The following is a 24,009-nucleotide window of genomic DNA, read 5'->3' on the forward strand; positions in this document are numbered from 1 at the left end:
CAGGAAGCCACACCACGATGCTGCGCAGTTATATTCGTCTGCTGTTGTTTACCCTGGCCTTGCTGGTAGGGGTACAGATTCCCGGCTTCATGCTCGACTACGAGCAGCGCGTGGATGCCCATCGCCTGGAGTCCGATCAGGCCCTGAGCGGTTTCAGACGGACCGCGCAGCAGTACTTCGAGGGCAGTCTCGAGGGTCTGTTGGCGCATTACCAGGCCAGTGACGATCCGGTCTTTCGCAGCGATGCCGACAGTCTCGGCATACTGATACGTCGTAATGCGCTGTTCAACGAAGAGTGGCAGGCGCTGCAGGGGCCCTGGTACCAGCGGGCCTGGCACATCCTGGTGTCGCCCAACAGCGAACTGCGCGACGAGACCCTGCAGCAGTATCGCTATCAGGTGGTGCTTACCCCCGAAGCCATCGGCTGGGGAATAGGGCTGGGATTGGCTTTGGCGGTGACGGTGGAAACCCTCGCGCTCTGGCTTTCTATCCTGCTCTATCCGCGGCGTCCCGCCCGGCGGGTGTCCTAGCCTTCAAAAAAATTTCACGTTTTCAGGCGTTTAGCTGAAAAAAGGGCTTGACGCTAAAGTCCCGCGCTGTAGAATGCGCACCCACAGCAGGCACGTAGCTCAGTTGGTTAGAGCACCACCTTGACATGGTGGGGGTCGTTGGTTCGAATCCAATCGTGCCTACCAAACAAAACCCGCACTGCTGGCGGGTAAGAAAAAAGGCGATCCGAAAGGGTCGCCTTTTTTCGTTTGGGGGTGGATTAGCAAAGTGGTCAGGACTTCAGATCCGTCCTGGCGATTTGGGCTGATGATTAATAGCGCGGCACCGCCATTCCACCGTCGCAGCTGCCCTTGAGTAGCCACTAGGCCCTCTCGGCAAGCCGCTGGCGCTGCTGCTCGGCATGCTTCATGACCTGAGTCATTCCAACGGCGTGCTGCTGGGCCAGGGTCTTTGCCCCCAAGAAGGCGAGGTGCTAGGCGTCTCGCTGCCGGGCAGTCATCGGCCATGTGAGCGCCACGAATGCCATCCCGCCACCCACCAGCAGCAGCGCGGCACTCAGGCTCCAATGCTGCGCTACGAAGCCGATGGCGGCCGGGCCAAAGAGAATGCCGGCGTAGCCGATTGTGGTGATCGCTGCAATGGCGTGGCTTGCGGGCATCCGGGTCTGCCTTCCGGCGGCACTGAAGAGCACGGGGACGATGTTGGACGCCCCGAGGCCAACCAGCAGAAAGCCTGCGAAGGCAAGGGGCTGGGTAGGTGCCAAGACCGCCATCAGGAAGCCTGCCGCGGCGAGTAGACCGCCGCCTACGACCACTTTCAGGCCGCCCAGCGTCTTCACGATCCAGTCGCCGGTCAGGCGGCCGATGGTCATCGCCAGCGCGAATACCGTGTAACCGAAGCCGGCCTGCGCCGGCTCTACACCATGCGCATCGATCAGGAACAGGGCGCTCCAGTCCAGGATCGCGCCTTCGCCGAGAAAAATCAGAAAACAGAGCAGGCCGATGAAGGCGACGATCCCGCGCGGCAACGTGAACAGCGGAGTATGCCCGGCGTCATGATTGCCGTAGGGCAGCAGACCCTTGATTGAGGCCGCGAGGAGAAGGATCAACAACGCGCTGAACACCAGGGTCGCAACCAGCGGTTGGATTCCAGCCCCCAGCAGAACGCTCATGCCGCCGGCGCCGACGATCCCGCCGACACTGAACAGGCCGTGGAAGCCGGACATCATGTTGCGCCCGCTGTCCTTCTCGACCATCACGGCCTGGATGTTGATTGCGACATCCAGAGCGCCAACGCTGGCCCCGAACAGGGCCAGGGCTATGGCCATGCCGAGAAGCGAATCGGCGACCGCAAGCAGCGGCAGCACCAGCGCCAGTGCCACCGAGCTGGTCGCGATCACCGCACGGCATCCGAAGCGGCTGGCGAGGATGCCGACGATGGGCATCGCGACAATGGATCCCAGGCCCAGGCAAAGCAGCAGGAGGCCAAGCGTCGAATCATCGGCGCCGATCCTCGCCTTGGCGACGGGCACCAGGGGTGCCCACGCGGCCATGGCCGAACCCGCAATGAGGAAGCCGGCGCGAGTCGCCCATTGCTCGATCGCTCCCGAAGGCTGTTGGGCAGCGAGTTGCACATGTTGCATTGGAGAGGCTCCGAAATAAGACGGCAGTAGGGGTAATCACACCTCATACCAGTGTTAGCTGATCATGCATGATTAAGCAAGATTACGCACAATCGTGCATTTCAGGACGATATGCGCAGAGCTGGATGACCATGTTTGATCCGAGCGTTGGCAGCCGCCTGGCGGAGGTATCGGTAGGACCTGGTAGCTCTGCCTGTGGAGAAGGGGAGATGAAGGCTCGTGCGGATCGATGGGCGGAGCGGAGCGTCAACACGCCAACAGGCCTGGGTGTCATCTGCACACCGACTGCCTTTCCTGCACCGGCAGCCCATGTCTGGCGCCTTGAAGTTTTAGGTGCCGGCGGCTGTGGACAGGTTTCGTCAAGGCTCATGCGGGGAGGGAGATGGGTTTGGGGTCAGCTGGACCTGGCAAAACGAAATTCCCATCGGTGGCGGGTAATAGAAAGGACGATCCGAAAGATCGCCCTTTTCGTGTTTGCCTGTGCTGTACGCCGTGATCGAGGCGGACTTGCCGGGCATGGAGTCGTTTAACGGGCGACCTTGCGATCGCCCTGTTGTGCGTCAAAAGCCATTAGCTGCTCGGGGTGACGGTCTCGGTGAAGGAGCCCGCCGGCTGCAGCCCGTGCTTGTTCGCCGTGAAGTCCAGGGTCGTCGAAGCGTAGCGCACGCCATCCTGAACCTGCTTGAGCGTCAGGTTGGCCTCATAGAACTTGTCGCTGGCCAGTTGCTTGGCCGCCTGGTCGACGTCTGTCATGGTCTGCTTGAGCGGTGCCAGGGCGATGGCCGTATCGATATCCACATCGGCCAGGCGCAGAGTTTCGGCAGCACCCTTGGCGTCGCCATGTTTGAGTTTGTTATTGGCATCGGCCACTGCCTTAACCTTCTGCGGGCTGGCCATATAACTGTCCTGCACCACGGTATCGCCCCAGATAGGTAGCCAGGAGGTTACAGCGGTACTGGTATCGGCCTTGCCCTGATTGTCCTTGACCTGTAATTCACTCGCGGCTTTTTTCAGCGCGGTATTATCCGACTGCGCAAGTTTGAGTGCCTGCTGGGCGTCCTTGACATGGGACACTGCTTGCTTCGTTTGCCCCTGGAAGAGCTCCAGGCGTGCCGCGGAGATGTCGGTGAAGGCCCGTTGCCCCTGGGTGGACAGGGCCTGGAAGCTGCCCAGCTCGTTTGTCGAGGGGGCTTGGTTCGCGGCGATGGCCGCAGACGAGCAGGCGGCTACGATGGCGACGACCAGCATGCTCTTTGCCAGTTTATTCTTGACGTTCATTTGCTGCCTCCAGCGGATATGCAATTGAAGTAAGGCTATCGCTCAGGTACCAGAACCAGGTTCTGCAGTGCCTGGAATCGATACTCCGCCGTATCGCTTAACACTGGATTAATAAGGGTGGGGCTTTTCTTGAATAATTGCTGAACGAGTTTGCGCGGCTAAATCTGGGTGATCTTGCCGTACTTGATACAGGTAAGAGTTTTATTGAGTCCGGCATAAGTTTGTTTTGCGCGGTAAAACTTTTCGGAAGTCCACGTCGATCTTCCGTGGATCATTCGAATAGGGGTGTGACCGCTTGCCTCGGTCGTGAGGCCCTGGGTTTTCACGTAGACTGACGGACGATTTTTCTTGGGCTTCGTTGCTTCGCCAGGCGCGAGCAGGGCCCGTTACCGCGAGGAGCGAGTGATGACGCAGGGTGGTGAAGGCCGGCAGATCGGCAAGGGTGGTTGCCTGGGATTGATCCTGCTGTCGATCCTGTTCGCGGTCGTGGTCTTCGGCTCCATCATCTACGTCTATCGCCACAATGCGACGCCGGTCAGCCGCGCCAACGAGCAGCAGGCCATCGACCAGTGCCTGGCGCGGGCCAACGCCGCGGACACCTCGCCGGCCGATCGCCAGGCGCTGATGGAAAACTGTCAGGAAATGCAGAAGCAGTTCCTCAAGAAGTACCCCGACGCGGCCCGCTAGAGAGACGGCAGTCCCTTGCGAGGTTGCGCTAGGTCTCAGTTTCTGAAAGGATTTCCGTCCCAAACTTTCCAGTGATCCTTTCGCGTCGCCCGGAATGCCTTGCGGCCCTGCCATTGTGCGGCGGGATTTCCAGCGGTGCGGCTGCTTACTGGCCAATCCCACCATGTGGCCCTTGGTATGGGTCACCACTGAGTTGAGGAGGCGCCATGCCTGTCATTACTCTCCCCGACGGTAGCCAACGTCCATTCGACAAGCCCGTCACCGTAGCCGAAGTCGCCCAGTCCATTGGTGCCGGTCTTGCCAAGGCCACCATCGCCGGTCGCGTCGACGGCCAGCTGCGCGATGCCAGCGATCTCATCGAGCAGGATGCCAACCTGCAGATCATCACCGCCAAGGACGAGGACGGTCTGGAGATCATCCGCCACTCCTGCGCCCACCTGGTGGGTCATGCGGTCAAGCAGCTGTTCCCGACCGCCAGGATGGTCATTGGTCCGGTGATCGATGAAGGCTTCTACTACGACATCGCCTTCGAGCGTCCCTTTACCCTCGATGACCTCTCGGCCATCGAGACTCGGATGCGCGAGCTGATCGACAAGGACTACGACGTCATCAAGAAAGTGACGCCGCGCGCCGAGGTCATCGAGGTGTTCAAGGCCCGGGGTGAGGAGTACAAGCTGCGCCTGATCGACGACATGCCCGAGGAGCAGGCCATGGGCCTGTACTACCACGAGGAATACGTCGACATGTGCCGGGGCCCCCACGTGCCCAACACCCGCTTCCTCAAGGCGTTCAAGCTGACCAAGCTGTCCGGCGCCTACTGGCGTGGCGATGCCAAGAACGAACAGCTGCAGCGCATCTATGGCACCGCCTGGGCGGACAAGAAGCAGCTGGCGGCCTATATCCAGCGCATCGAGGAAGCCGAGAAGCGCGACCATCGCCGCATCGGCAAGCAGCTCGACCTCTTCCACCTGCAGGAAGAAGCGCCCGGCATGGTGTTCTGGCACGCCAATGGCTGGACCGTCTACCAGGTGCTCGAGCAGTACATGCGCAAGGTCCAGCGCGACCACGGCTACCAGGAGATCAAGACGCCCCAGGTGGTCGATCGCGTTCTGTGGGAGCGTTCGGGTCACTGGTCCAACTACGCCGAAGGCATGTTCACCACGGCCTCGGAAAGTCGTGACTTCGCGATCAAGCCGATGAACTGCCCCTGCCATGTGCAGGTGTTCAACCAGGGCCTGAAGTCCTACCGCGACCTGCCGCTGCGCCTGGCCGAATTCGGTGCCTGCCACCGCAATGAGCCGTCCGGTGCCTTGCACGGCATCATGCGCGTGCGCGGCTTCACCCAGGATGACGCCCACATCTTCTGCACGGAAGAGCAGGTCAAGCAGGAAGCCGACAACTTCATCAAGCTGACCCTGCAGGTCTATGCCGACTTCGGTTTCACCGACGTGATCATGAAGCTCTCCACCCGGCCGGCCAAGCGCGTCGGTTCCGAAGAGCTGTGGGATCGCGCCGAGAAGGCCCTGGCCGATGCGCTGGATGCCTCGGGTCTGGACTGGGAATACCAGCCGGGCGAGGGCGCCTTCTACGGGCCGAAGATCGAATTCACCCTCAAGGACTGCCTGGGTCGTCAATGGCAGTGTGGTACCCTGCAATACGATCCGAACCTCCCAGAGCGTCTCGATGCCAGCTACATCTCCGAGGACAATAGCCGTCAGCGTCCAGTGATGCTGCACCGCGCCATCCTCGGTTCCTTCGAGCGTTTCATCGGCATGCTCATCGAGCACTATGCCGGTCTGTTCCCGGCGTGGCTCGCTCCGACCCAGGCGGTGGTGCTCAATATCACCGACAAGCAGGCCGATTTTGCCCAGCAGGTCGTCGGCGAATTGAACGCTGAGGGCTTCCGAGCCAAAGCCGACTTGAGAAACGAGAAGATCGGCTTTAAAATCCGCGAGCATACTTTGCTCAAGGTTCCCTATCTCCTGGTTATCGGAGACCGGGAGGTTGAGACACGATCCGTTGCCGTGCGTACCCGTGAAGGCGTTGACCTGGGCTCCATGCCCATCGAGCGTTTCCGCGAGCTGCTCACGCAAGCGGTTTCCCGGCGTGGCCGGCAAGATTCGGAGTAATCACTATCAAGCAGCGTGACATGAGACAAGACAAGCGAGCCGCACCCCGGGCACCGATCAACGAAAATATCACCGCCCGGGAAGTTCGCCTTATTGGCGCCGATGGTCAGCAAGTAGGCATCGTCTCCATCCAGGAGGCCCTGCAGGCTGCTGAAGACGCCAAGCTGGATCTGGTGGAAATCACCGCCGACGCCCTACCTCCGGTCTGCCGGATCATGGACTACGGCAAGCACGTCTTCGAGAAGAAGAAGCAAGTCGCGGCGGCGAAGAAGAACCAGAAGCAGGCTCAGGTCAAAGAAATCAAGTTTCGTCCAGGGACGGAAGAAGGGGATTACCAGGTAAAACTACGCAACCTGGTACGTTTCCTAACCGAGGGGGACAAGGCCAAGGTCTCGTTGAGATTCCGCGGCCGGGAGATGGCCCACCAGGAGCTGGGCATGGAGCTGTTGAAGCGGGTCGAAGCTGACCTCGTCGAACACGGCGCCGTTGAGCAGCATCCTAAGATGGAAGGACGCCAACTCATCATGGTCATCGCCCCCAAGAAGAAAAAGTAACTACCAGGGCACTGGCAGGCCTTGCTGTTATGCGTAATCACTCAATGCGGAGTATCCGAACATGCCAAAGATGAAAACCAAAAGCGGCGCTGCGAAGCGCTTCGTGAAAACTGCTGGTGGCATCAAGCACAAGCACGCTTTCAAGAGCCACATTCTGACCAAGATGACCACCAAGCGTAAGCGTCAGCTGCGCGGTACGTCGCTGATGCATGCATCCGACGTCCAAAAGGTCGAGCGCATGCTGCGCCTTCGTTAATCCTGGTTAAGAATTTAAAGGAAGTTACTCATGGCTCGTGTTAAGCGTGGCGTTATCGCTCGTCGCCGTCACAAGAAAATCCTGAAGCTCGCAAAAGGCTACTACGGTGCCCGTTCGCGCGTCTTCCGCGTCGCTAAGCAAGCGGTAATCAAGGCAGGCCAATACGCCTACCGCGACCGCCGTCAGAAGAAGCGTCAGTTCCGCGCTCTGTGGATCGCTCGTATCAACGCTGGTGCTCGTATCAACGGTCTGTCCTACAGCCGTCTGATCGCCGGCCTGAAAAAAGCGGCCATCGAGATCGACCGTAAGGTACTGGCCGATCTGGCCGTGAACGAAAAAGCGGCGTTTGCTGCGATTGTCGAGAAAGCTAAAGCTTCGCTGGCTTAAGCCCCCCGGCAATCTCGCGTCTCTGGCGCGAAGCAACGTTATCAATAGGGGAAGAGCCTCATAGCTCTTCCCCTATTTTGTATCTGGAGTCCCTAGATGGAAAACCTGGATGCGCTGGTCTCCCAAGCACTGGAGGCCGTGCGGCACACCGAAGACACCAATGCCCTGGAACAGCTCCGGGTCAATTACCTGGGCAAGAAGGGTGAGCTGACCCAGATCATGAAGACCCTGGGCCACCTCACCGCGGAGGAGCGTCCCCAGGCTGGCGCGCTGATCAACGCCGCCAAGGAACGTGTCCAGGACGCAATCAACAGCCGCAAGGCGACGCTGGAGCAGGCCGCCCTGGCCGCTCGCCTCGCCGCGGAACGCATCGACGTGACCTTGCCCGGGCGCGGCCAGGCCTCCGGTGGCCTGCATCCCGTCACCCGCACCCTGGAGCGGATCGAGCGCCTGTTCGCCAACATCGGCTATGGCGTCGCCACCGGTCCCGAGATCGAAGACGACTACCACAACTTCGAAGCGCTCAACATTCCCGGCCACCACCCGGCGCGGGCGATGCACGACACCTTCTATTTCAACGCCAACATGCTGCTGCGCACCCATACCTCGCCGGTGCAGATCCGCACCATGGAGAGCCAGCAGCCGCCGATCCGCATCATCTGCCCAGGTCGTGTCTATCGCTGCGACAGCGATCAGACCCACTCGCCGATGTTCCATCAGGTCGAAGGCCTGGTGATCGATGAGGAAGTCAGCTTCGCCGATCTCAAGAGCACCCTGGTGACCTTCCTGCGCGAGTTCTTCGAGGAAGAGCTGGAAGTCCGCTTCCGTCCCTCCTACTTCCCCTTCACCGAGCCGTCGGCCGAGGTGGACATCCGCCGCCCAAGTCGCGATGGCGAACCGGCTTCGCGCTGGCTCGAGGTGCTGGGCTGCGGCATGGTCCATCCCAATGTCCTGCGCATGGCCGGCATCGATCCGGAGAAGTACCAGGGCTTCGCCTTCGGCATGGGCGCCGAGCGCCTGGCCATGTTGCGCTACGGGGTCAACGACCTGCGCCTCTTCTTCGACAACGATCTGCGCTTCCTGGCGCAATTCCGCTAGCTGCCAGACGGGAGTCCTATGAAATTCAGTGAACAATGGCTGCGTAGCTGGGTGAACCCTGCGGCTACGCACGAGGATCTGGTTGCCCGGCTGTCGATGGCCGGCCTGGAAGTGGACGGCGTCGAAGCGGCGGCCGGGAGCTTCCAGGGCGTCATCGTCGGCGAGGTGATCTCCGTCGAGCGCCATCCCGATGCCGACAAGCTCAATGTCTGCCAGGTGAGCAACGGTCAGGAATCCTTCCAGGTGGTCTGTGGTGCGCCCAATGTGCGCGCGGGCCTGAAGGTGCCCTTCGCCACCGTCGGCGCCACGCTGCCCGGTGACTTCACCATCAAGAAGGCCAAGCTGCGCGGCGTGGAATCCCACGGCATGCTCTGCTCGGCCAGCGAACTGCAGATCAGCGAAGACAACAGCGGCCTGCTGGAGCTGCCGGCCGGCGCGCCGGTGGGCGAGAGTATTCGCAGCTACCTGCAGCTGGATGACGCCATCATCGACGTCGACCTGACCCCGAACCGCGGCGACTGCCTGTCCATCGCCGGTCTGGCGCGGGAAGTAGGTGCCCTGTACAACGCCACCGTCGAGCCCTTGCAGGTCGAGGCCGTAGCGGCTACGCACCAGGAGACCCGTCCGGTCGAGGTGCTGGCGCCCCAGGCTTGCCCGCGCTACCTGGGTCGTATGGTCAAGAACGTCGACCTGTCCCGTCCCACGCCGGACTGGATGGTCGAGCGCCTGCGCCGCAGTGGCGTGCGCAGCATTGATGCCGCCGTCGACGTCACCAACTACGTGATGCTCGAACTGGGTCAGCCCATGCATGCCTTCGATCTGGACCAGATCAAGGGCGGCATCCGCGTGCGCCTGGCCGATGCCGGCGAGCGTCTGGTGCTGCTGGATGGCCAGGACATCGAACTGCGCAACGACACCCTGGTGATCGCCGACCATGAGCGCGCCCTGGCCATCGCCGGCGTCATGGGCGGCGAGCACAGCGGTGTGGCCGCCGGTAGCCGTGACCTGTTCCTGGAAAGCGCCTTCTTCGACACCATCGCCGTCGCCGGCAAGGCGCGGTCCTATGGCCTGCACACCGATTCCTCCCACCGCTTCGAGCGGGGCGTGGACTTCGAGCTGGCGCGCAAGGCCATGGAGCGCGCGACCCGCCTGCTGCTGGACATCGTTGGCGGTGAGCCGGGACCGGTGATCGAGGCGGTCAGCGCCGAGCACCTGCCGCAGGTCGAGCCGATCCTGCTGCGCGCCGAGCGCATCGAGCGCGTCCTGGGTCTGACCCTGGACGATGCCCAGGTCGAGCGTCTGCTCAGCGGCCTCGGCCTGGCCGTGGCCCGCCTGGAGGCCGGTCGCTGGCAGGTGGGCGTACCCAGTCACAGATTCGATATCCGCATCGAAGTGGACCTGATCGAAGAGCTGGCGCGCCTCTATGGCTACAACCAGCTGCCGATCCGTTTCCCTCAGGCCCGCCTGGCGCCGCAGCCCCTGCCCGAGAGCAAGGGTGAGCTGAGCCAGCTGCGTCGCCTGCTGGTGGCCCGCGGTTACCAGGAAGCCATCACCTACAGCTTCATCGACGAAAAGACCTTCCGTCTGTTCGCCCCTGAGGCTCAGCCGGTGATGCTGGCCAATCCCATCTCCACCGACATGGCCGCTATGCGCTCATCGCTGTGGCCGGGTCTGGTCAAGGCCGTGCAGTACAACCTCAACCGTCAGCAGGACCGCGTCCGGCTGTTCGAGTCGGGGCTGAGATTCGTCGGTCAGCTGGAAGGCCTGGTGCAGGAAAACGTCCTGGCGGGTGCCGTCTGCGGTTCGCGTCTGCCGGAGAGCTGGTCGTCCGGGCGTGAGGCGGTGGACTTCTTCGACGTCAAGGCCGATGTCGAGGCGCTGCTGGCGCAGTCCGGTGCAGGCAGCGACTTCCGCTTCGTCGCAGGCGAGCATCCGGCCTTGCACCCGGGGCAGACCGCACTGATCGAAAGGGCAGGGCAGCCGGTCGGCTACCTGGGCGCCCTGCATCCGGAAGTGGCGCGCGAACTGGACGTGGATCGTCCGGTGTTCCTCTTCGAGCTGGTGCTCGATGCCCTGACCACTGGCAGTCTGCCGCGCTTTGGCGAGCTGTCGCGCTTCCCGGAAGTGCGGCGTGACCTGGCACTGGTGGTGGACGAAAGCGTCGCCGCAGGCGACCTCCTGGCCGACATCCGCGAAAACGCCGGAGAAGGCCTCAAGGAGCTGCGTCTGTTCGACGTCTATCAAGGCAAAGGCATTGATCCACATAGAAAAAGCGTCGCCATCGGCTTGACCTTGCAACATCCATCGCGCACATTAACCGATGAAGAAGTCAACGAAACGACGCAGAAAATCCTCGTTTCTCTGGAAAGAAGGTTCAACGCCACCTTAAGGAAATAGCGCATGGGGGCCCTGACGAAAGCTGAGATGGCCGAACGTCTGTTTGAAGAGCTCGGTCTGAACAAACGTGAAGCCAAGGAATTGGTCGAACTGTTCTTCGAAGAAATTCGTCATGCGCTCGAAAGCAACGAGCAGGTCAAGTTGTCCGGTTTCGGCAACTTCGACCTGCGCGACAAGCGCCAGCGCCCCGGACGCAATCCCAAGACGGGGGAGGAGATACCCATCACGGCACGCCGTGTGGTGACCTTCCGCCCCGGGCAGAAACTCAAAGCCAGGGTCGAGGCCTATGCTGGAACCAAGTCATAACGACGAACTGCCGGTCATACCGGGCAAGCGCTACTTCACCATCGGTGAGGTGAGCGATCTTTGCCTGGTCAAGCCGCACGTGCTGCGCTACTGGGAGCAGGAATTCCCCCAGTTGAACCCGGTGAAGCGCCGCGGCAACCGGCGCTACTACCAGCGCCACGACGTGCTGATGATCCGCCAGATCCGCTCACTGCTGTACAACGAAGGCTTCACCATCGGCGGGGCGCGCCAGCGCCTCACCCAGGGCGACGAGACCCGCGACGAGGGTTCGCAGTACCACCAGCTCATCCGCCAGATGATCAGCGAACTCGAAGAAGTCCTCGTCGTACTGAAGAAGTGAAAAAAAGCTTCCATTAATCAAAGCGTTGCAGTAAGATGCACGCCGTTCCCTAGAGGAACACAGTCGGGGCGTAGCGCAGCCTGGTAGCGCACTTGCATGGGGTGCAAGGGGTCGAGTGTTCGAATCACTCCGTCCCGACCAAATTAACGAAAAGGCTCAAGCACTTAGTTGCTTGGGCCTTTTTCGTTTCTAGGCTCCAATCAAAACAGAATCAAAATCCGAGCAAAACCAGCTGGCTACCCCGCTTAGGTGCTACCAGCGTTCAGTTTTGATATTAGGCTGCCGGCTGGTAGCCAAGTCGACCCTGTGGGCGCAACGAGTTCTGCTAAATCTTGACGGTCCGGACAGTGTAGAAGAGCCTCTGAGGCTTGGTGCTGCTGCATCTGCCGACACCTTGTTTCCTCTGCTACAGCCTAGTTCTATCGATGCCAAATCAGGACGTAGCCCTGAAATCCGTGTAGCTATCGACTTGTCGGTCATGTTCGATCAGTTGTTATTGCTAAATGAGCATGCCTGATGGAGAAGAGCCCAACGATAGCGTTGGGCTCTTCCGATCACTCAACGTCCTTTGCTACATCCGCCCCAGCGGACGTCAATTTTACGGGCGGCATCAGAGAGCGCTGTCCTTGCGTGTCTACCGAAAGATGACCTTTTTGGATAAGTCCATGCTCTTGCAGGTCCTGAAGGACATCCATGACGGCCTCTTCGCCATGATGGTTGTCGAGAATTTCGTTACCCAGGCCTTCCGGATGCGAGTGATACAGGCGGCGCAAGATTTCAGCTTTGAGTTCTGCATTGATAGCCATGTGGTCTCCTCGTATGTGTGCAAAGGTTATGACCGTCATTGAGATGGCCAGTGCCTGCGAAGCAGGTGCCAAATATCTTTTTGAGCGTCCTTATGCGCGGATTGCGGGGCTTTGCAGTACTTCGATGTTCGAACCACGAGTGTTAGGTCGCTCTAGCTCAACTGCAATTGGAGTCAGCTACTCAAGGGCGCTTGATTTTGTACCTACTATTTTTGTGCCGCGGCCGTCGGCCTTTGCCCCATCCAAGAGCGTGCTGCTGCAGAACCAAGCGTCTGGCTGTTGGGGGTGCAGCTATGAGGCGTATGTACGAAGGGGTTTAAAGCTGTCCCTCCCTCAGCCTGTCTATGGCGTCTAGGCCGGAATAGGTCAATAGCCGCAGTTAGTCGAATGAATGACCTCATATCCTGCGGACTATTTATGGCGAACCAACGCGAGGTTTATTAAGCAGCTTGGTGCGCTTAGCGATACTCACGATGGTGACCAAGATGCTCCCACCGTGTGAGTAGAGAAGTATTGAAATCAGTCCTCAATGTGGATAGTGCGCTGCGTAGTGCTTTTGTAATGCCTGAATAAAGTCTGTTGCCAGCGGCGTTTGACCTGTCCCCGCGGGAGCAACCACGTAGACCGGAAACAACAGCTCAGGCTCGAAGCGGTGGATAGTGATGCCCTTGTGCAGAAAATCCTGGGCAACGTTCGGGCTCATGAGGGCGGCGCCCATGCCGGCGGCGACCATCTCGCAGGTTATCGAGCTGTACTGGCCTTCCACGGCGAGCTTGCGTTCGACACCGGCCTGTTCGAAGACCCTGTCCATCTGCTCGCGGGTGCCGTCGCCATGACAGAGAGATACGAAGTTCTCACCATGGAGATCTTGCGCCCTGATGACTTCCTGCGCCGCCAGTCGATGGCCTGGTGGCAGAACGCAGACGGCGCGGAGCCGGGTGATCAGCAGCGTTTCCAGGGGGCCGGCGTCGCTGGGCTGGACTACTACGCCCAGATCACAAAATTGAGACTGCACCCACTGCACTACGGTTGGGGAGGCGTTCATGTGTAGGGAGACGGTCAGCTCTGGGCGGGTCGCGACGAAGTCCTTGATCACGTGGGGTATGAGTGTGAGGCCGGTCGAGGGTACCGCCGCGATACGTAGGCGACCGGTACCCAGGTTGCGGATGTTCTTGGCCGACTGGCGCAGGCTGTCCAGCCCCACATAGGCCCGTTCCACTTCTTGGAAGAAGGCGCTGCCTTCCTTCGTGGGTATCAGCCGTACCCCCGCGCGTTCGAACAGTTTGAGTCCGGTACTCAATTCCAGCTGGGCGATCAGTCGGCTGACGTTGGGCTGCGAGGTGTGCAGGGCTTCGGCGGCCGCGGTCATGGAGCCTAGACGCATCACGCTGCGGAAGGCTTCGATCTGTCTGAGATTCAACAGAGCTCTCCATATCAAATATGAATACTTAACCCGTACCTTCGTATTTGACCCTATGGGTTCAGGCTGACAATACTCGGTCACAAGCCAAATGGCCCCATAAAAAGAAAGCGTTTCCGAATGGCGGTTACCGCGATGTCCTCGGAGGCGGATGCATGGATCTTCCGGTCGTGTCCTCACGACGTTCTCGATCTGCCGCAACGCAAAAAAGGGAGCATTGCCCGTGACCAGTCCGTATCTCGTCCGTACCTCATCCATCTTCTTGCGTCAGGGTCTGTCCGCGCTGCTGTTGGCCGCTGCCGGCACTGGCATGGCGCTTCCCGCTCACGCCGAGACGACGCTGTATGTCGCGGGCGTCGGCGGTTCAACAGAGCAGATGTACAAGACCCGCGTCATTCCCGCCTTCGAAAAGGCGCATGGGGTCAAGGTCGTGTATGTATCGGGCAACTCGACTGAAACGCTGGCCAAGCTGCAGGCCCAGAAAGGGCGGCAGCAGATCAACGTCGCCATGATGGACGACGGCCCCATGTACCAGGCTTTGCAGCTCGGCTTCTGCGAAAAGCTCACGGATGCGCCTGTCTACCAGGACCTGTATCCCCTGGCGCGTCTGAGTCCCGAGGCGACTGCGGTAGGTATGGTTGCCACCGGGATCGGCTACAACGAAGAAGCGTTCAAGAAGCGCGGCTGGGCGGCCCCCACGTCCTGGACCGATCTGGAAGATCCGAAGTACCGGCAGCTGCTGGGCATGCCGCCGATCACCAACACCTACGGCCTGCATTCGCTGATCGAGATGGCGCGGCTGAATGGCGGCGGCGAGAAAGACATCGATCCGGGTTTCGCGGTGTTCGAGAAGAAGATCGCGCCCAACGTGCTGGCCTGGGTCAGTGCCCCGGGCGAGATGGACGGGATGATGCAGAACGGCGATGTGGTCATGGCGGTGTACGGCAGTGGCCGTGCGGTGGCGCTGCAGAACACCGGCTTTCCGCTCAAGTTCATCTATCCGAAGGAGGGCGCGGTAGCCCTCCAGGTCGCTGCCTGCTCCGTCACGCCCAATGCGCAGTCCGAACTCTCCCAGCAATTCATTCAGTATGTGCTGTCGCCGGAAATCCAGAAGATCCAGTCCGAAAGCAACGGCTTCGCGCCGGTCAATCGCACCGTGAAGCTGCCGCCAGAACTGGCTTCCCGTATGCCTTACGGCCAGGAAAAGGTCGACAGCCTGCTCAAGGTCGATTGGGACACCATCAACCAGAAGCGTTCCGAATGGACGACGCGCTGGAACAGGACCATCGAGCGATAGTGGCGTATCGGCCAGATGGCGATGAAGTGACAGCGGGATTGCGAGTGGAGAGGAGGGCGGCTTCGGGCTATCCCTCCGCCCGCTGTAGCAGCAGGCCCTCACGTCCATTTCGCCATCGTCCGGTTTTACCTCGCTCGATGATCGAGTGGCTGGTTTTTCCCTAGCAATCGGTCGCTCCAACCTCCCTTGGACGAACAGCGATCACGCCTTCGTGATCGCCGGAGGCATGCCCATGGCTTTCCTGATCCTCGACGGACTCGTCAAAACCTATGGTGACTTCACCGCCATTGCCGGACTCGATCTGGCCGTGGAGAAAGGCGAATTTCTTTCCCTGCTCGGCCCTTCGGGTTGCGGCAAGACCACGACGCTGCAAAGTGTTGCGGGTTTCGTACAGCCCAGCGCCGGGCGCATCGTGCTGGACGGTCGTGACATCACCCATGTCCGCCCGGAAAAGCGCGGACTGGGGATGGTGTTCCAGAGCTATGCCCTGTTTCCCCACATGACCGTGGCCGAGAACGTCAGCTTCGGCCTGGAGATGCGCGGTGTCCCGCGTAGCGAAAGGGCAGAGCTGGTGAAGTCGGCGCTCGACATGGTTAGGCTGCAGGGCCTGGGCGAACGCTATCCCAAGGCATTGTCCGGCGGGCAGCGCCAGCGGGTGGCCATCGCCCGGGCACTGGCGATCCGCCCGGACCTGTTGCTGCTGGACGAGCCGATGTCGAACCTTGACGCCAAGCTGCGCGAGGACATGCACATCGAGTTGCGCGCCATCCAGCGCGACCTCGGCATCACCACCATCCTGGTCACCCACGACCAGGTTGAAGCGATGACCATGAGCGACCGCATCGCGGTGATGCACGGCGGGCGCATCGTGCAGATCGGTTCGCCGTTCGAGATCTACGAGCGGCCCCAGTCGCCCTTCGCCTCGAGCTTCCTGGGCAAGACCAATGCCTTCCCTGGCGCCGTCCATAACCGCAAGCCACGCTGCTACGAGGTCAAGGTCGATGGCCTGATGCTGCACGTCCCTCATGAGGGGCATCAGTTCGACGGCGATGTAAACGTCTACCTGCGGCCGGAAAAGATCCGCCTGGCCGATCCTGCCGAAGCCCGGTTGCGCGGCACGGTGCGCATGCGGGTGTTCCTCGGCAACCTCTGGCTGATCGGTGTCGAGAGCCCCCTGGGGCCGGTGAATCTGACGCAGCCGAATCTTGGTGCGCCGCCGCCGCTGGAAGGGGAGGAGGTGGGCCTGACCTGGCTGGACGACGACCTGCGCCTGCTCGGCCGGGAGGTGTCCTATGGCCACCGATGATGCGGAGCGTGTTGGTAGCGCCCCCTGGCTGCTGACCGGGCCTGCGCTGCTCGTGTTCCTGACCCTGCTGGCGGCGCCGCTGGTGCTCACGGCCATGCTGTCGTTGAACCTGTTCAGCGACACCAAGGGGGTCATTCCCGTGTACTCGCTGGCCAACTACCTGGAGGTGTTCGGCGACGACTATTTTCACGAGATCTTCCTGCGCACCGGCGGCATGGCGCTCGCGGTGACCGTCTGTTCGGTCCTGATCGGCGTGCCGGAGACGCTCGTCATCGCCCGCATGCGGGCACCCTGGCGGTCGCTGTTCCTGCTCGTGGTGCTCGGACCCCTGCTCATCTCGGTGGTGGTGCGCACCCTGGGGTGGGCCATCCTGCTGGGCAACAACGGGCTGATCAACCAGGCGTTGCAGGCACTGGGCGTCATCGATTTTCCCATCCGCATGATGTTCACCCAGTTCGGGGTCGTGCTGGCGCTGACCCATGTGCTGGTGCCCTTCATGGTGATCGCCGTCTGGGCCAGCCTGCAAAAGCTCGATCTGCAGGTGGAGCAGGCCGGCCTGTCGCTGGGCGCTTCGCGGATGACGACCTTCAGGCGGGTGGTGCTGCCGCAGATCGTGCCGGGAATCCTCTCGGGCTCGATCATCGTCTTCGCCCTGGCGGCCTCGGCCTTCGCCACCCCCGCGATCATCGGCGGACGACGCCTCAAGGTGGTGGCGACGGCCGCCTACGACGAATTCCTCGGTTCGCTGAACTGGCCGCTGGGCGCCGCCATCGCGGTACTGCTGCTGATCGCCAACCTGGTGATCGTGGTGGGCTGCAGCCGGTTGGCCGAGCGCCGTTTCAAACACGTCTTCGAGTGATCGCCATGTACCGGAACGGTTTCTTCTCCCTTGCCTTTCATGCGCTGTTCATCGCCTTCATCGTCGCGCCGCTGGTGGTGGTGATGGCGGTGTCCTTTACCGGCGAAGGCTTCATTTCATTGCCTTCCGGTGGCCTGTCGCTGCGCTGGTTCGAGGCGCTGTGGGCCAACCAGGAAATGTTCGATGCCTTCTGGCTGTCGCTCAAGCTGGGCCTGGTGTCGGCGACGGTCGCGACCTTGCTCGCGGTGCCCGCGGCGCTGGCGATCAGTCGCTACGACTTTCCCGGACGCGGGGCGATCACCGGCTTTCTGATGTCGCCGCTGATGATTCCCTCGGTGGTGCTGGGGATCGCCTTCCTGCGCTTCTTTTCCCTCGCCCAGGTGGGCGGCTCGCTGTGGGCGCTGAGCATCACCCACGTCATCGTCGTGCTGCCCTATGCCTTGCGCCTGACGCTGGCGTCCACCATCGGCCTGGAGCGCGATGCGGAACACGCGGCGCTGTCCCTGGGCGCCAATCGGCTGCAGACCTTCTGGCGGGTGATCCTGCCGCGGATCCGCACCGGTGTGGTCGGTGGTTGGCTGCTCGCCTTCATCCAGAGTTTCGACGAGCTGACCATGACGGTCTTCGTCGCCACACCCGGCACCACGACCTTGCCGGTCGCCATGTACAACCAGATCTCCCAGACCATCGATCCCCTGATCACGGCGGCCTCCACGGTGCTGATCCTGGGCACCCTGGCGGTGATGCTGCTGCTCGATCGGCTCGTCGGCCTGGATCGGGTGCTGATCGGAGAGAAGCAATGAACGACAGCAGCGTATCCACCTCGGCAGAGGTCATCGTGGTTGGCGGTGGACTGGTCGGCATGGCGGTCGCCTATGGCCTGGCGAAGGCCGGTACCAGGACGCTGGTGCTCGACCAGGGCGATGACGCCTTCCGCGCCTCCCGGGGCAACTTCGGTCTGGTCTGGGTGCAGGGCAAGGGCTTCGACCGCCTCGAATATTCCCGCTGGACGCGTTCCTCGGCGCTGGCCTGGACCGGGCTGGCCGAGGACCTGCTGAAGGAGACGGACGTCGATGTCCGCCTGAAGCAGCCCGGCGGCTTTCACATGTGTTTTTCCGAGCAGGAGCTGGCGGAGCGCCAGGCGCGGCTGGCAGGTATGCAGGCGGGCCTGGGCGATTACCCCTTCGAAATGCTGGATCAGGCGGATCTGCGGGCACGCTTGCCCGGTATCGGTCCCAAGGTCGTCGGGGCGAGCTACACACCCATGGATGGCCACGTGAATCCGCTCAAGCTCCTGCGGGCCTTGCATGCGGGAGCACAGCACCACGGGGCGACGGTACTGGGGCGGATGCCGGTCGAGCGGATCGATTCCGCGCCTGGCGAATTCACCGTGGTCACCCCCGGTCAGCGCTTCACCGCGCCGCGCCTGGTGCTGGCGGCGGGCCTGGGCAATCGGCCGCTGGGGGAGCAGGTCGGACTGCATGCCCCGGTCGCGCCGAATCGTGGGCAGGTATTGGTCAGTGAGCGGGTTCGCCCCTTCCTGGACTACCCGACGATCAATGTGCGCCAGACCGACGAGGGCAGTGTGCAGCTTGGCGATTCCATGGAGGAGGTCGGCTTCAACGACCTCACCACCACCGATGTGCTCGCCAGGATCGCCCAGCGCGGCGTCAGCACCTTTCCGCTGCTGGCTGACGTGCGCCTGGTGCGGGCCTGGGGCGCGCTGCGCGTCATGAGCCCGGACGGCTATCCGATCTATCAGGAGTCCGCGTCGCACCCTGGTGCCTTCGTCGTCACCTGCCACAGCGGCGTGACCCTAGCCGCGGCGCACGCGACCCGTATCGCGCCCTGGGTACGGGGCGGTGAACAGCCGGACGAGCTGGCGGTGTTCGCTGGCGAACGTTTTCTCACGGGGGAGGTGTTTTCCCATGCCCACTGATTCCTTGTTTCGCCGCATCGATGCTGAAGGCGGTCGCCTCATCACCCTGACCTTCGACGACCAGGCCTTCCAGGTGCCGAGCGGTCTTACGGTTGCCGCCGCCTTGCTGCTGGCGGGCGTACGTCGGTTCCGCACCTCACCGGTAGGCGGTGAAGCCCGTGCACCCTATTGCATGATGGGCGTGTGCTTCGAATGCCTGGTCGAGATCGACGGGGTGCCGAGTCGCCAGAGTTGCCTGATCGAGGCGGCCGACGGCATGCGCATCCGTTCGCAGCAGGGCGCCCGGGAGCTGCCCTTCATCGCCGTCGAGCCCGTGGTGATGGAGGTGCAGCCATGAATCTCGAACCTATAGACGTCGTCGTCATCGGTGCGGGTCCTGCCGGCATGGCCGGGGCACGAACCCTGGCGGATCTGGGGCTTTCCGTGGTGCTGCTCGACGAGCAGGCCGCGGTCGGCGGGCAGATCTATCGCGGTATCGCCAGCGCCTCAGCGGCACGGCGTTCGCTGCTCGGACCGGATTATGCGGCCGGCGCTCACTTGGCGGAGGCGGTGAAGAGCACGACCGTGCGCCACGAGACGGGAGCGTCCGTCTGGCAGATCACCCGCGAGCGTCAGGTGCATTACCTCAAGGACGGACGGGTACGTTCCTTCGCTGCCAGGGCCGTGCTGCTGGCAACCGGCGCCATGGAGCGGCCCTTTCCCATTCCCGGCTGGACCTTGCCCGGGGTGATGACCGTCGGGGCCGCGCAGATCCTGCTCAAGACCGCTGGCATCGGTCCGCAGGGACCGGTGGTGCTGGCCGGCTGCGGACCGCTGCTCTACCTGCTCGGCTGGCAATACCTGAGGGCGGGCATCCCCATTGCGGCCCTGGTGGACACCAGTCGCCGTGAGGACTACTGGAATGCACGCAGGCACCTGCTGGCGGCATTGCGGGCCTGGCCCTACCTGCGCAAGGGGGTCTCGCTGTTGCGCGCCCTGCGCAAGGGCCAGGTCCCGCACTACACCGGCGCCGAGCAGCTACAGGTCGAGGGGGAAGGGCAGGCCCAGGCGCTCAGCTTCGTCGTCGACGGGAAGGCACACCGGGTGTTGGCCAACACCGTGCTGCTGCACCAGGGCGTGGTGCCGAACATCCAGTTCACCCAGGCGCTCAGGGCCCTGCATCGCTGGGATGATGCGCAGCTGTGCTTCGTCCCGGAAACCGATGGCTGGGGCGCGCTCGATGTGCCCTTCATCGCGGTGGCCGGCGATGGCGCTGGGATTGGCGGTGCCCAGGCGGCCGCGTTGCAAGGGCAGCTCGCGGCGCTGGGGCTGGCGCGTAGCCTCGGCCAGATCACCCCGGCCCAGCGCGATGCCCAGGCTGCGCCCCTGCGCGCCGAGCTGGAGCGCAACCTGCGTATCCGTCCCTTCCTCGATGCCCTGTATCGCCCGCGCGAGGAGAACCGCATTCCCGCCCGGGACGACGTCACCATCTGCCGCTGCGAAGAGGTCACGGCAGGCGATGTCCGCCGCTTCGTCGAGCTGGGCTGCAGTGGGCCCAATCAGGCAAAATCCTTCGGTCGCTGCGGCATGGGTCCCTGCCAGGGACGGATGTGCGGCTTGACCGTCACCGAGATCATCGCCAAGTCGCGTGGGCTCACGCCCGACGAGGTGGGTTACTACCGCATTCGGCCACCGATCAAGCCCATTACCCTGGGAGAGCTCGCCAGTGGCTGACAGGACGGCGGACGTGATCGTCATCGGCGCCGGGCTGCATGGCTTGAGTACGGCCTGGCAGCTTGCGCAGCGCGGCGTGCGGGTGACCGTGCTCGAAGCCGACTACGCCGGGCGGCATGCCTCCGGTGTGAACGCCGGAGGAGTGCGGACGCTCGGCCGGCATCTGGCGGAAATCCCCCTGGCGTTGGCGTCCCGCGAACTCTGGCACAACCTGCCGGCGCTGCTGGGGACGGACGCGAGTTTCGTCGCCAGCGGCCAGCTCAAGCTGGCCGAAACCGACGCAGAGCTGCAGGACTGTCGGGATCGAGTCGCAGAACTTCAGGCCCATGGCTTCACCCATGAGGTGCTCATTGATCGGCAGGAGGTCTTCGAACTCCTGCCGACGGTGGCGCCCCATGTGGTGGGCGGCATCTGGGTGGCGGACGATGGCTACGCGACGCCTTACCGCGTGGTGACCGCGGTTCGGCAGGCAGCGGAGCGCCTGGGGATGGTGCTGCATGAACAGACGCCTGCGCTGTCCATCACCCAGCGAGGCACCCGTTGGCAGGTCGAGACGCGCCAAGGTCGGTTCGCGGCGGACCAGCTGGTGGTGACGGCCGGTGCCTGGGCGGGACGGTTGGCTGCCGAGGCGGGCGAGCCGGTGCCCACCTATCCGCAAGGCCTGATGCTGATGGTGACCCATCGGGTGGCGCCCTTCTGCAGGCAGGTACTCGGCGCCACCGGCCGCGCCCTGTCCTTCAAGCAGTTCGACAACGGTACGGTGGTCATTGGCGGCAAGCTGATCGGTGCCCTGGACTTCGAGGCGCGCCACGGCGAAGTCGATATCGCTCGGCTCGTGACCAGCGCCCAGACGGTGACGGATCTCTTTCCCCACCTCAGGCATCTGGGCATCAACCGCGCCTGGTCCGGTATCGAAGCCTTCACCGAAGACGACCTGCCCGTCATCTCTGGCAGCAGTCGCGCCAGTGGCCTGACCTACTCGTTCGGTTACTGCGGTAGCGGTTTCCAGATGAGCCTCGGCACCGGCCAGCGCGTCGCGCAGCTGGTGCTCGACGAGTCTTCACCCATCGATCTCGCGGCCTTCACCATCGATCGCTTCCACAGAGATTCCTCAACCCCCAGGCCACTCAAGGAGCCTATATGCAACCCATTACCCGTATCGAAACCAACCAGCGCATGAGCCGCGTCGTCCAGTACAAGGGCGGCATCACCTTCGTCGGCGGCCAGACGGCCAATGATCGCACCCAGGACATCAAGGGGCAGACCGCGCAGGTCCTGCAGAAGATCGACGACTACCTGGCCAAGGTCGGGCTGGACAAGACGCGCATCCTCAGCGCCCAGGTGTGGCTGTCGGACATCCAGGCCAACTTCGCCGGCATGAACGAGGTGTGGGACGCCTGGGCCCCGGAAGGGCAGGCACCTGCACGGGCTACGGTGGAGTCCAGGCTGGCGGCGCCGGAGTTGCTGGTCGAGATCGCCATCGTCGCGGCGGCGGAGTGAGGCAGGGCGCATCGGCTCGTGTGAGGCGGTGCGCCTATCCGTAATCACCAGCGGCTGGCGACGCCGGGGGCAGGTCGCTCAGGACACCACTTCAACCCTTACCAGCCCCTGCTGCCTGAAGGGGGTCAGGACCTCGCTCGCCGTCGCATCGGTGATCAGCGTCCAGTCCGTCTTCAGGGGCGTCCAGTGTTGCTGGCGATCACGCCCCAGCTTGGTCGAGTCCGCAAGCACGAAGACCTCGGCGGCCTGCTGGATCATCAGCTCCTTGAGGTAGGCCTGCTCGGTACTGGCCTCGCAAAGGCCGCGGCCGGCGACCACGCCGTCGGCGCTGAGGAAGACCTTGTCGGCCGACAGCCGCTCCAGCATGGTGAAGGCCGCCGGGCCGAAGGTGGACATGCTGCCGGGGCGGAGGTCGCCGCCGAGCAGGGTGACGTGGCCTTCGGGCAGGTCGCGCAGCAGCGGCACCGCCAGCAGGTTGTTGGTGATGACGTGCAGGCCGCGTCTTTCGCTGAGCAGCTTGGCCAGGGCGGCGGTGGTGGTACCGCCGTCCAGCACCAGGGTGTCGTGGTCATTGATATGAGCCAGGGCGGCGCGGGCGAGCAGGGCCTTTTCCGGGCCGGACTGGTTGCTGCGTTGCTCCAGGGATGGCTCGGGCTCACGGGTGCCGATGTGGGTCGCGCCGCCGTAGGTGCGCAGGATCTGGCCTTCTTCCGCGAGGGCGGTCAGGTCGCGGCGGACCGTGGCTTCCGACACTCCCAGATGCCGGCAGAGGGTTTCGACGTTGGTGTGACCGGCGAGGACCAGTTCGAGGATGGCCTGGCGACGTTTGGCGACCTTCATGGGGAATCCATCGGGAGAGACGGCGCTACTCTAGCGCAGTCACGCTTCCCCCACATCACAGCGAGGCGCCGCCGCAGACCGTCAGCGTCTGGCCGGTGAGGGCGCCGGCATCCGGGCCGAGCAGGAAGGCGGTCAGGCCCGCGACCTCTTCAGGCTGCACATAGCGGCCCAGCGGCGGCAGCCGCGGCGGCGTGCCGGCACGACCCGGATCACGCAGCATGGGCGTCTCGGTCGCCCCGGGCGCCACCAGGTTCACGGTGATGCCACGCGAAGCCAATTCCAGCGCCCAAGAACGCACCAGGCCCACCAGGGCTGCCTTGGTGGCGGCGTACTGGCTGCGTCCGGCCGCGCCCTGCATGGTGCGGCTGCCGATCAGCACGATGCGCCCGCCCGCGGCGAGGCGCTCGATCAGGCGGTCCACCAGGCGGCTGGCCACGGCGACGTGCAGGTGCCACATGGCGGTGCCATCGGCCGGGTCCAGCGCGCCCAGCGGCGCGGTACGCATGAAGCCGGCCGCATGGACGATGGCGTCCAGCGGGCCAATGTCGGCCAGCACGGCGTCCAGTGCCTGGTCATCGGCCAGGTCGACGCCGATCCAGGTCAGCGCCGGATGTTTGTGCTCGGGCGGGCGGCGGCTGAGGCCGGTCACCTGCCAGCCCTCGGCGAGCAGGCGCTGGGCGATGGCGGCGCCGATGCCGGAGCTGACGCCGGTAATCAGGGCATGAGGCTGAGTTGTCATCGCCGT

At 63.0% G+C, this 24,009-nt stretch carries 25 protein-coding genes and 2 tRNA genes; 21 read left to right on the forward strand and 6 right to left on the reverse strand.

Features of this window, described 5'->3' with window-relative positions:
* The first annotated feature begins 17 nt into the window (after positions 1-17).
* Both OMP44_RS05315 and OMP44_RS05320 read left to right on the forward strand, forming a co-directional pair.
* A complete protein-coding gene (locus OMP44_RS05315) occupies positions 18-530 on the forward strand; it encodes a DUF2937 family protein (RefSeq protein WP_187978831.1) in 513 nt (170 codons plus the stop codon).
* An 88-nt stretch (positions 531-618) separates the two neighbouring features.
* Positions 619-695: transfer RNA gene (locus OMP44_RS05320), tRNA-Val, on the forward strand.
* A 287-nt stretch (positions 696-982) separates the two neighbouring features.
* On the opposite strand, the gene OMP44_RS05325 is transcribed toward OMP44_RS05320, so the two are convergent.
* The gene (locus OMP44_RS05325; protein WP_187978832.1) at positions 983-2,152 is read right to left on the reverse strand and encodes an MFS transporter; all 1,170 of its coding nucleotides are present in this window, start codon (positions 2,150-2,152) and stop codon (positions 983-985) included.
* A gap of 570 nt (positions 2,153-2,722) precedes the next feature.
* Entirely contained in the window at positions 2,723-3,430 is a 708-nt protein-coding gene (locus tag OMP44_RS05330) for a YfdX family protein (RefSeq protein ID WP_280306873.1), read from the reverse strand.
* Between the two features lie 405 nt (positions 3,431-3,835).
* Here OMP44_RS05330 and OMP44_RS05335 point away from each other — a divergent pair, with 405 nt between their 5' ends.
* From OMP44_RS05335 to OMP44_RS05380, 10 genes are all read left to right on the forward strand, one after another.
* Positions 3,836-4,117, forward strand: a complete 282-nt coding sequence (locus OMP44_RS05335) for a hypothetical protein (RefSeq protein ID WP_158891983.1) — start codon at positions 3,836-3,838, stop codon at positions 4,115-4,117.
* Positions 4,118-4,323: 206 nt separating this feature from the next.
* A complete protein-coding gene (gene thrS, locus OMP44_RS05340; protein ID WP_280306875.1) occupies positions 4,324-6,246 on the forward strand; it encodes a threonine--tRNA ligase in 1,923 nt (640 codons plus the stop codon).
* A 20-nt stretch (positions 6,247-6,266) separates the two neighbouring features.
* Positions 6,267-6,800 carry a translation initiation factor IF-3 gene (gene infC, locus OMP44_RS05345; protein ID WP_158891979.1) on the forward strand — a complete coding sequence of 178 codons (534 nt, stop codon included), beginning with the start codon at positions 6,267-6,269 and terminating at the stop codon, positions 6,798-6,800.
* A gap of 61 nt (positions 6,801-6,861) precedes the next feature.
* The gene (rpmI, locus tag OMP44_RS05350; protein WP_007159200.1) at positions 6,862-7,056 is read left to right on the forward strand and encodes a 50S ribosomal protein L35; all 195 of its coding nucleotides are present in this window, start codon (positions 6,862-6,864) and stop codon (positions 7,054-7,056) included.
* 30 nt (positions 7,057-7,086) lie between these two features.
* Entirely contained in the window at positions 7,087-7,443 is a 357-nt protein-coding gene (gene rplT, locus OMP44_RS05355; RefSeq protein ID WP_007159199.1) for a 50S ribosomal protein L20, read from the forward strand.
* Positions 7,444-7,539: 96 nt separating this feature from the next.
* Positions 7,540-8,541 carry a phenylalanine--tRNA ligase subunit alpha gene (pheS, locus tag OMP44_RS05360; RefSeq protein ID WP_017638834.1) on the forward strand — a complete coding sequence of 334 codons (1,002 nt, stop codon included), beginning with the start codon at positions 7,540-7,542 and terminating at the stop codon, positions 8,539-8,541.
* A gap of 18 nt (positions 8,542-8,559) precedes the next feature.
* The gene (gene pheT / locus OMP44_RS05365; protein ID WP_280306877.1) at positions 8,560-10,938 is read left to right on the forward strand and encodes a phenylalanine--tRNA ligase subunit beta; all 2,379 of its coding nucleotides are present in this window, start codon (positions 8,560-8,562) and stop codon (positions 10,936-10,938) included.
* 3 nt (positions 10,939-10,941) lie between these two features.
* A complete protein-coding gene (gene ihfA / locus OMP44_RS05370) occupies positions 10,942-11,244 on the forward strand; it encodes an integration host factor subunit alpha (RefSeq protein WP_007159196.1) in 303 nt (100 codons plus the stop codon).
* A complete protein-coding gene (locus tag OMP44_RS05375; protein ID WP_007159195.1) occupies positions 11,225-11,584 on the forward strand; it encodes a MerR family transcriptional regulator in 360 nt (119 codons plus the stop codon). Before ihfA ends, OMP44_RS05375 begins: the two co-directional genes overlap by 20 nt.
* Before the next feature lie 64 nt (positions 11,585-11,648).
* A tRNA-Pro gene (locus tag OMP44_RS05380) sits at positions 11,649-11,725 on the forward strand.
* 413 nt (positions 11,726-12,138) lie between these two features.
* On the opposite strand, the gene OMP44_RS05385 is transcribed toward OMP44_RS05380, so the two are convergent.
* Complete coding sequence (locus OMP44_RS05385; protein WP_280306881.1) at positions 12,139-12,390, reverse strand: hypothetical protein; 252 nt, start codon at positions 12,388-12,390, stop codon at positions 12,139-12,141.
* A 526-nt stretch (positions 12,391-12,916) separates the two neighbouring features.
* Positions 12,917-13,810, reverse strand: a complete 894-nt coding sequence (locus OMP44_RS05390) for a LysR substrate-binding domain-containing protein (protein ID WP_280306882.1) — start codon at positions 13,808-13,810, stop codon at positions 12,917-12,919.
* A gap of 223 nt (positions 13,811-14,033) precedes the next feature.
* Between OMP44_RS05390 and OMP44_RS05395 the strand changes: the two genes are divergently transcribed.
* The 9 genes from OMP44_RS05395 (at position 14,034) to OMP44_RS05435 (ending at position 22,424) form a co-directional block, all read left to right on the forward strand.
* Positions 14,034-15,107, forward strand: coding sequence for an ABC transporter substrate-binding protein (locus tag OMP44_RS05395; RefSeq protein WP_280306884.1), 1,074 nt, complete (start codon positions 14,034-14,036; stop codon positions 15,105-15,107).
* 232 nt (positions 15,108-15,339) lie between these two features.
* The gene (locus tag OMP44_RS05400) at positions 15,340-16,413 is read left to right on the forward strand and encodes an ABC transporter ATP-binding protein (protein ID WP_280306885.1); all 1,074 of its coding nucleotides are present in this window, start codon (positions 15,340-15,342) and stop codon (positions 16,411-16,413) included.
* A complete protein-coding gene (locus OMP44_RS05405) occupies positions 16,400-17,272 on the forward strand; it encodes an ABC transporter permease (RefSeq protein WP_280306887.1) in 873 nt (290 codons plus the stop codon). The genes OMP44_RS05400 and OMP44_RS05405 overlap by 14 nt, the downstream gene beginning before the upstream one ends.
* A 5-nt stretch (positions 17,273-17,277) precedes the next feature.
* Complete coding sequence (locus tag OMP44_RS05410) at positions 17,278-18,075, forward strand: ABC transporter permease (RefSeq protein ID WP_280306888.1); 798 nt, start codon at positions 17,278-17,280, stop codon at positions 18,073-18,075.
* Positions 18,072-19,211, forward strand: a complete 1,140-nt coding sequence (locus OMP44_RS05415) for an NAD(P)/FAD-dependent oxidoreductase (RefSeq protein WP_280306889.1) — start codon at positions 18,072-18,074, stop codon at positions 19,209-19,211. Before OMP44_RS05410 ends, OMP44_RS05415 begins: the two co-directional genes overlap by 4 nt.
* Positions 19,201-19,548, forward strand: a complete 348-nt coding sequence (locus OMP44_RS05420; RefSeq protein WP_280306891.1) for a (2Fe-2S)-binding protein — start codon at positions 19,201-19,203, stop codon at positions 19,546-19,548. Before OMP44_RS05415 ends, OMP44_RS05420 begins: the two co-directional genes overlap by 11 nt.
* Complete coding sequence (locus tag OMP44_RS05425) at positions 19,545-20,924, forward strand: FAD/NAD(P)-dependent oxidoreductase (RefSeq protein WP_280306892.1); 1,380 nt, start codon at positions 19,545-19,547, stop codon at positions 20,922-20,924. The genes OMP44_RS05420 and OMP44_RS05425 overlap by 4 nt, the downstream gene beginning before the upstream one ends.
* Positions 20,925-20,937: 13 nt before the next feature.
* The gene (locus OMP44_RS05430) at positions 20,938-22,104 is read left to right on the forward strand and encodes an NAD(P)/FAD-dependent oxidoreductase (RefSeq protein WP_280306894.1); all 1,167 of its coding nucleotides are present in this window, start codon (positions 20,938-20,940) and stop codon (positions 22,102-22,104) included.
* A complete protein-coding gene (locus tag OMP44_RS05435) occupies positions 22,065-22,424 on the forward strand; it encodes a RidA family protein (RefSeq protein ID WP_027596893.1) in 360 nt (119 codons plus the stop codon). The genes OMP44_RS05430 and OMP44_RS05435 overlap by 40 nt, the downstream gene beginning before the upstream one ends.
* 78 nt (positions 22,425-22,502) lie before the next feature.
* On the opposite strand, the gene OMP44_RS05440 is transcribed toward OMP44_RS05435, so the two are convergent.
* On the reverse strand, positions 22,503-23,264 hold the full coding sequence (locus OMP44_RS05440; protein WP_280306896.1) for a DeoR/GlpR family DNA-binding transcription regulator: 762 nt from the start codon (positions 23,262-23,264) through the stop codon (positions 22,503-22,505).
* 55 nt (positions 23,265-23,319) lie between these two features.
* The gene (locus OMP44_RS05445; protein WP_263259041.1) at positions 23,320-24,003 is read right to left on the reverse strand and encodes an SDR family NAD(P)-dependent oxidoreductase; all 684 of its coding nucleotides are present in this window, start codon (positions 24,001-24,003) and stop codon (positions 23,320-23,322) included.
* Positions 24,004-24,009 lie beyond the last annotated feature (6 nt).

The organism is Pseudomonas flavocrustae (assembly GCF_029872515.1).
GTDB lineage: Bacteria > Pseudomonadota > Gammaproteobacteria > Pseudomonadales > Pseudomonadaceae > Chryseomonas > Chryseomonas aestiva.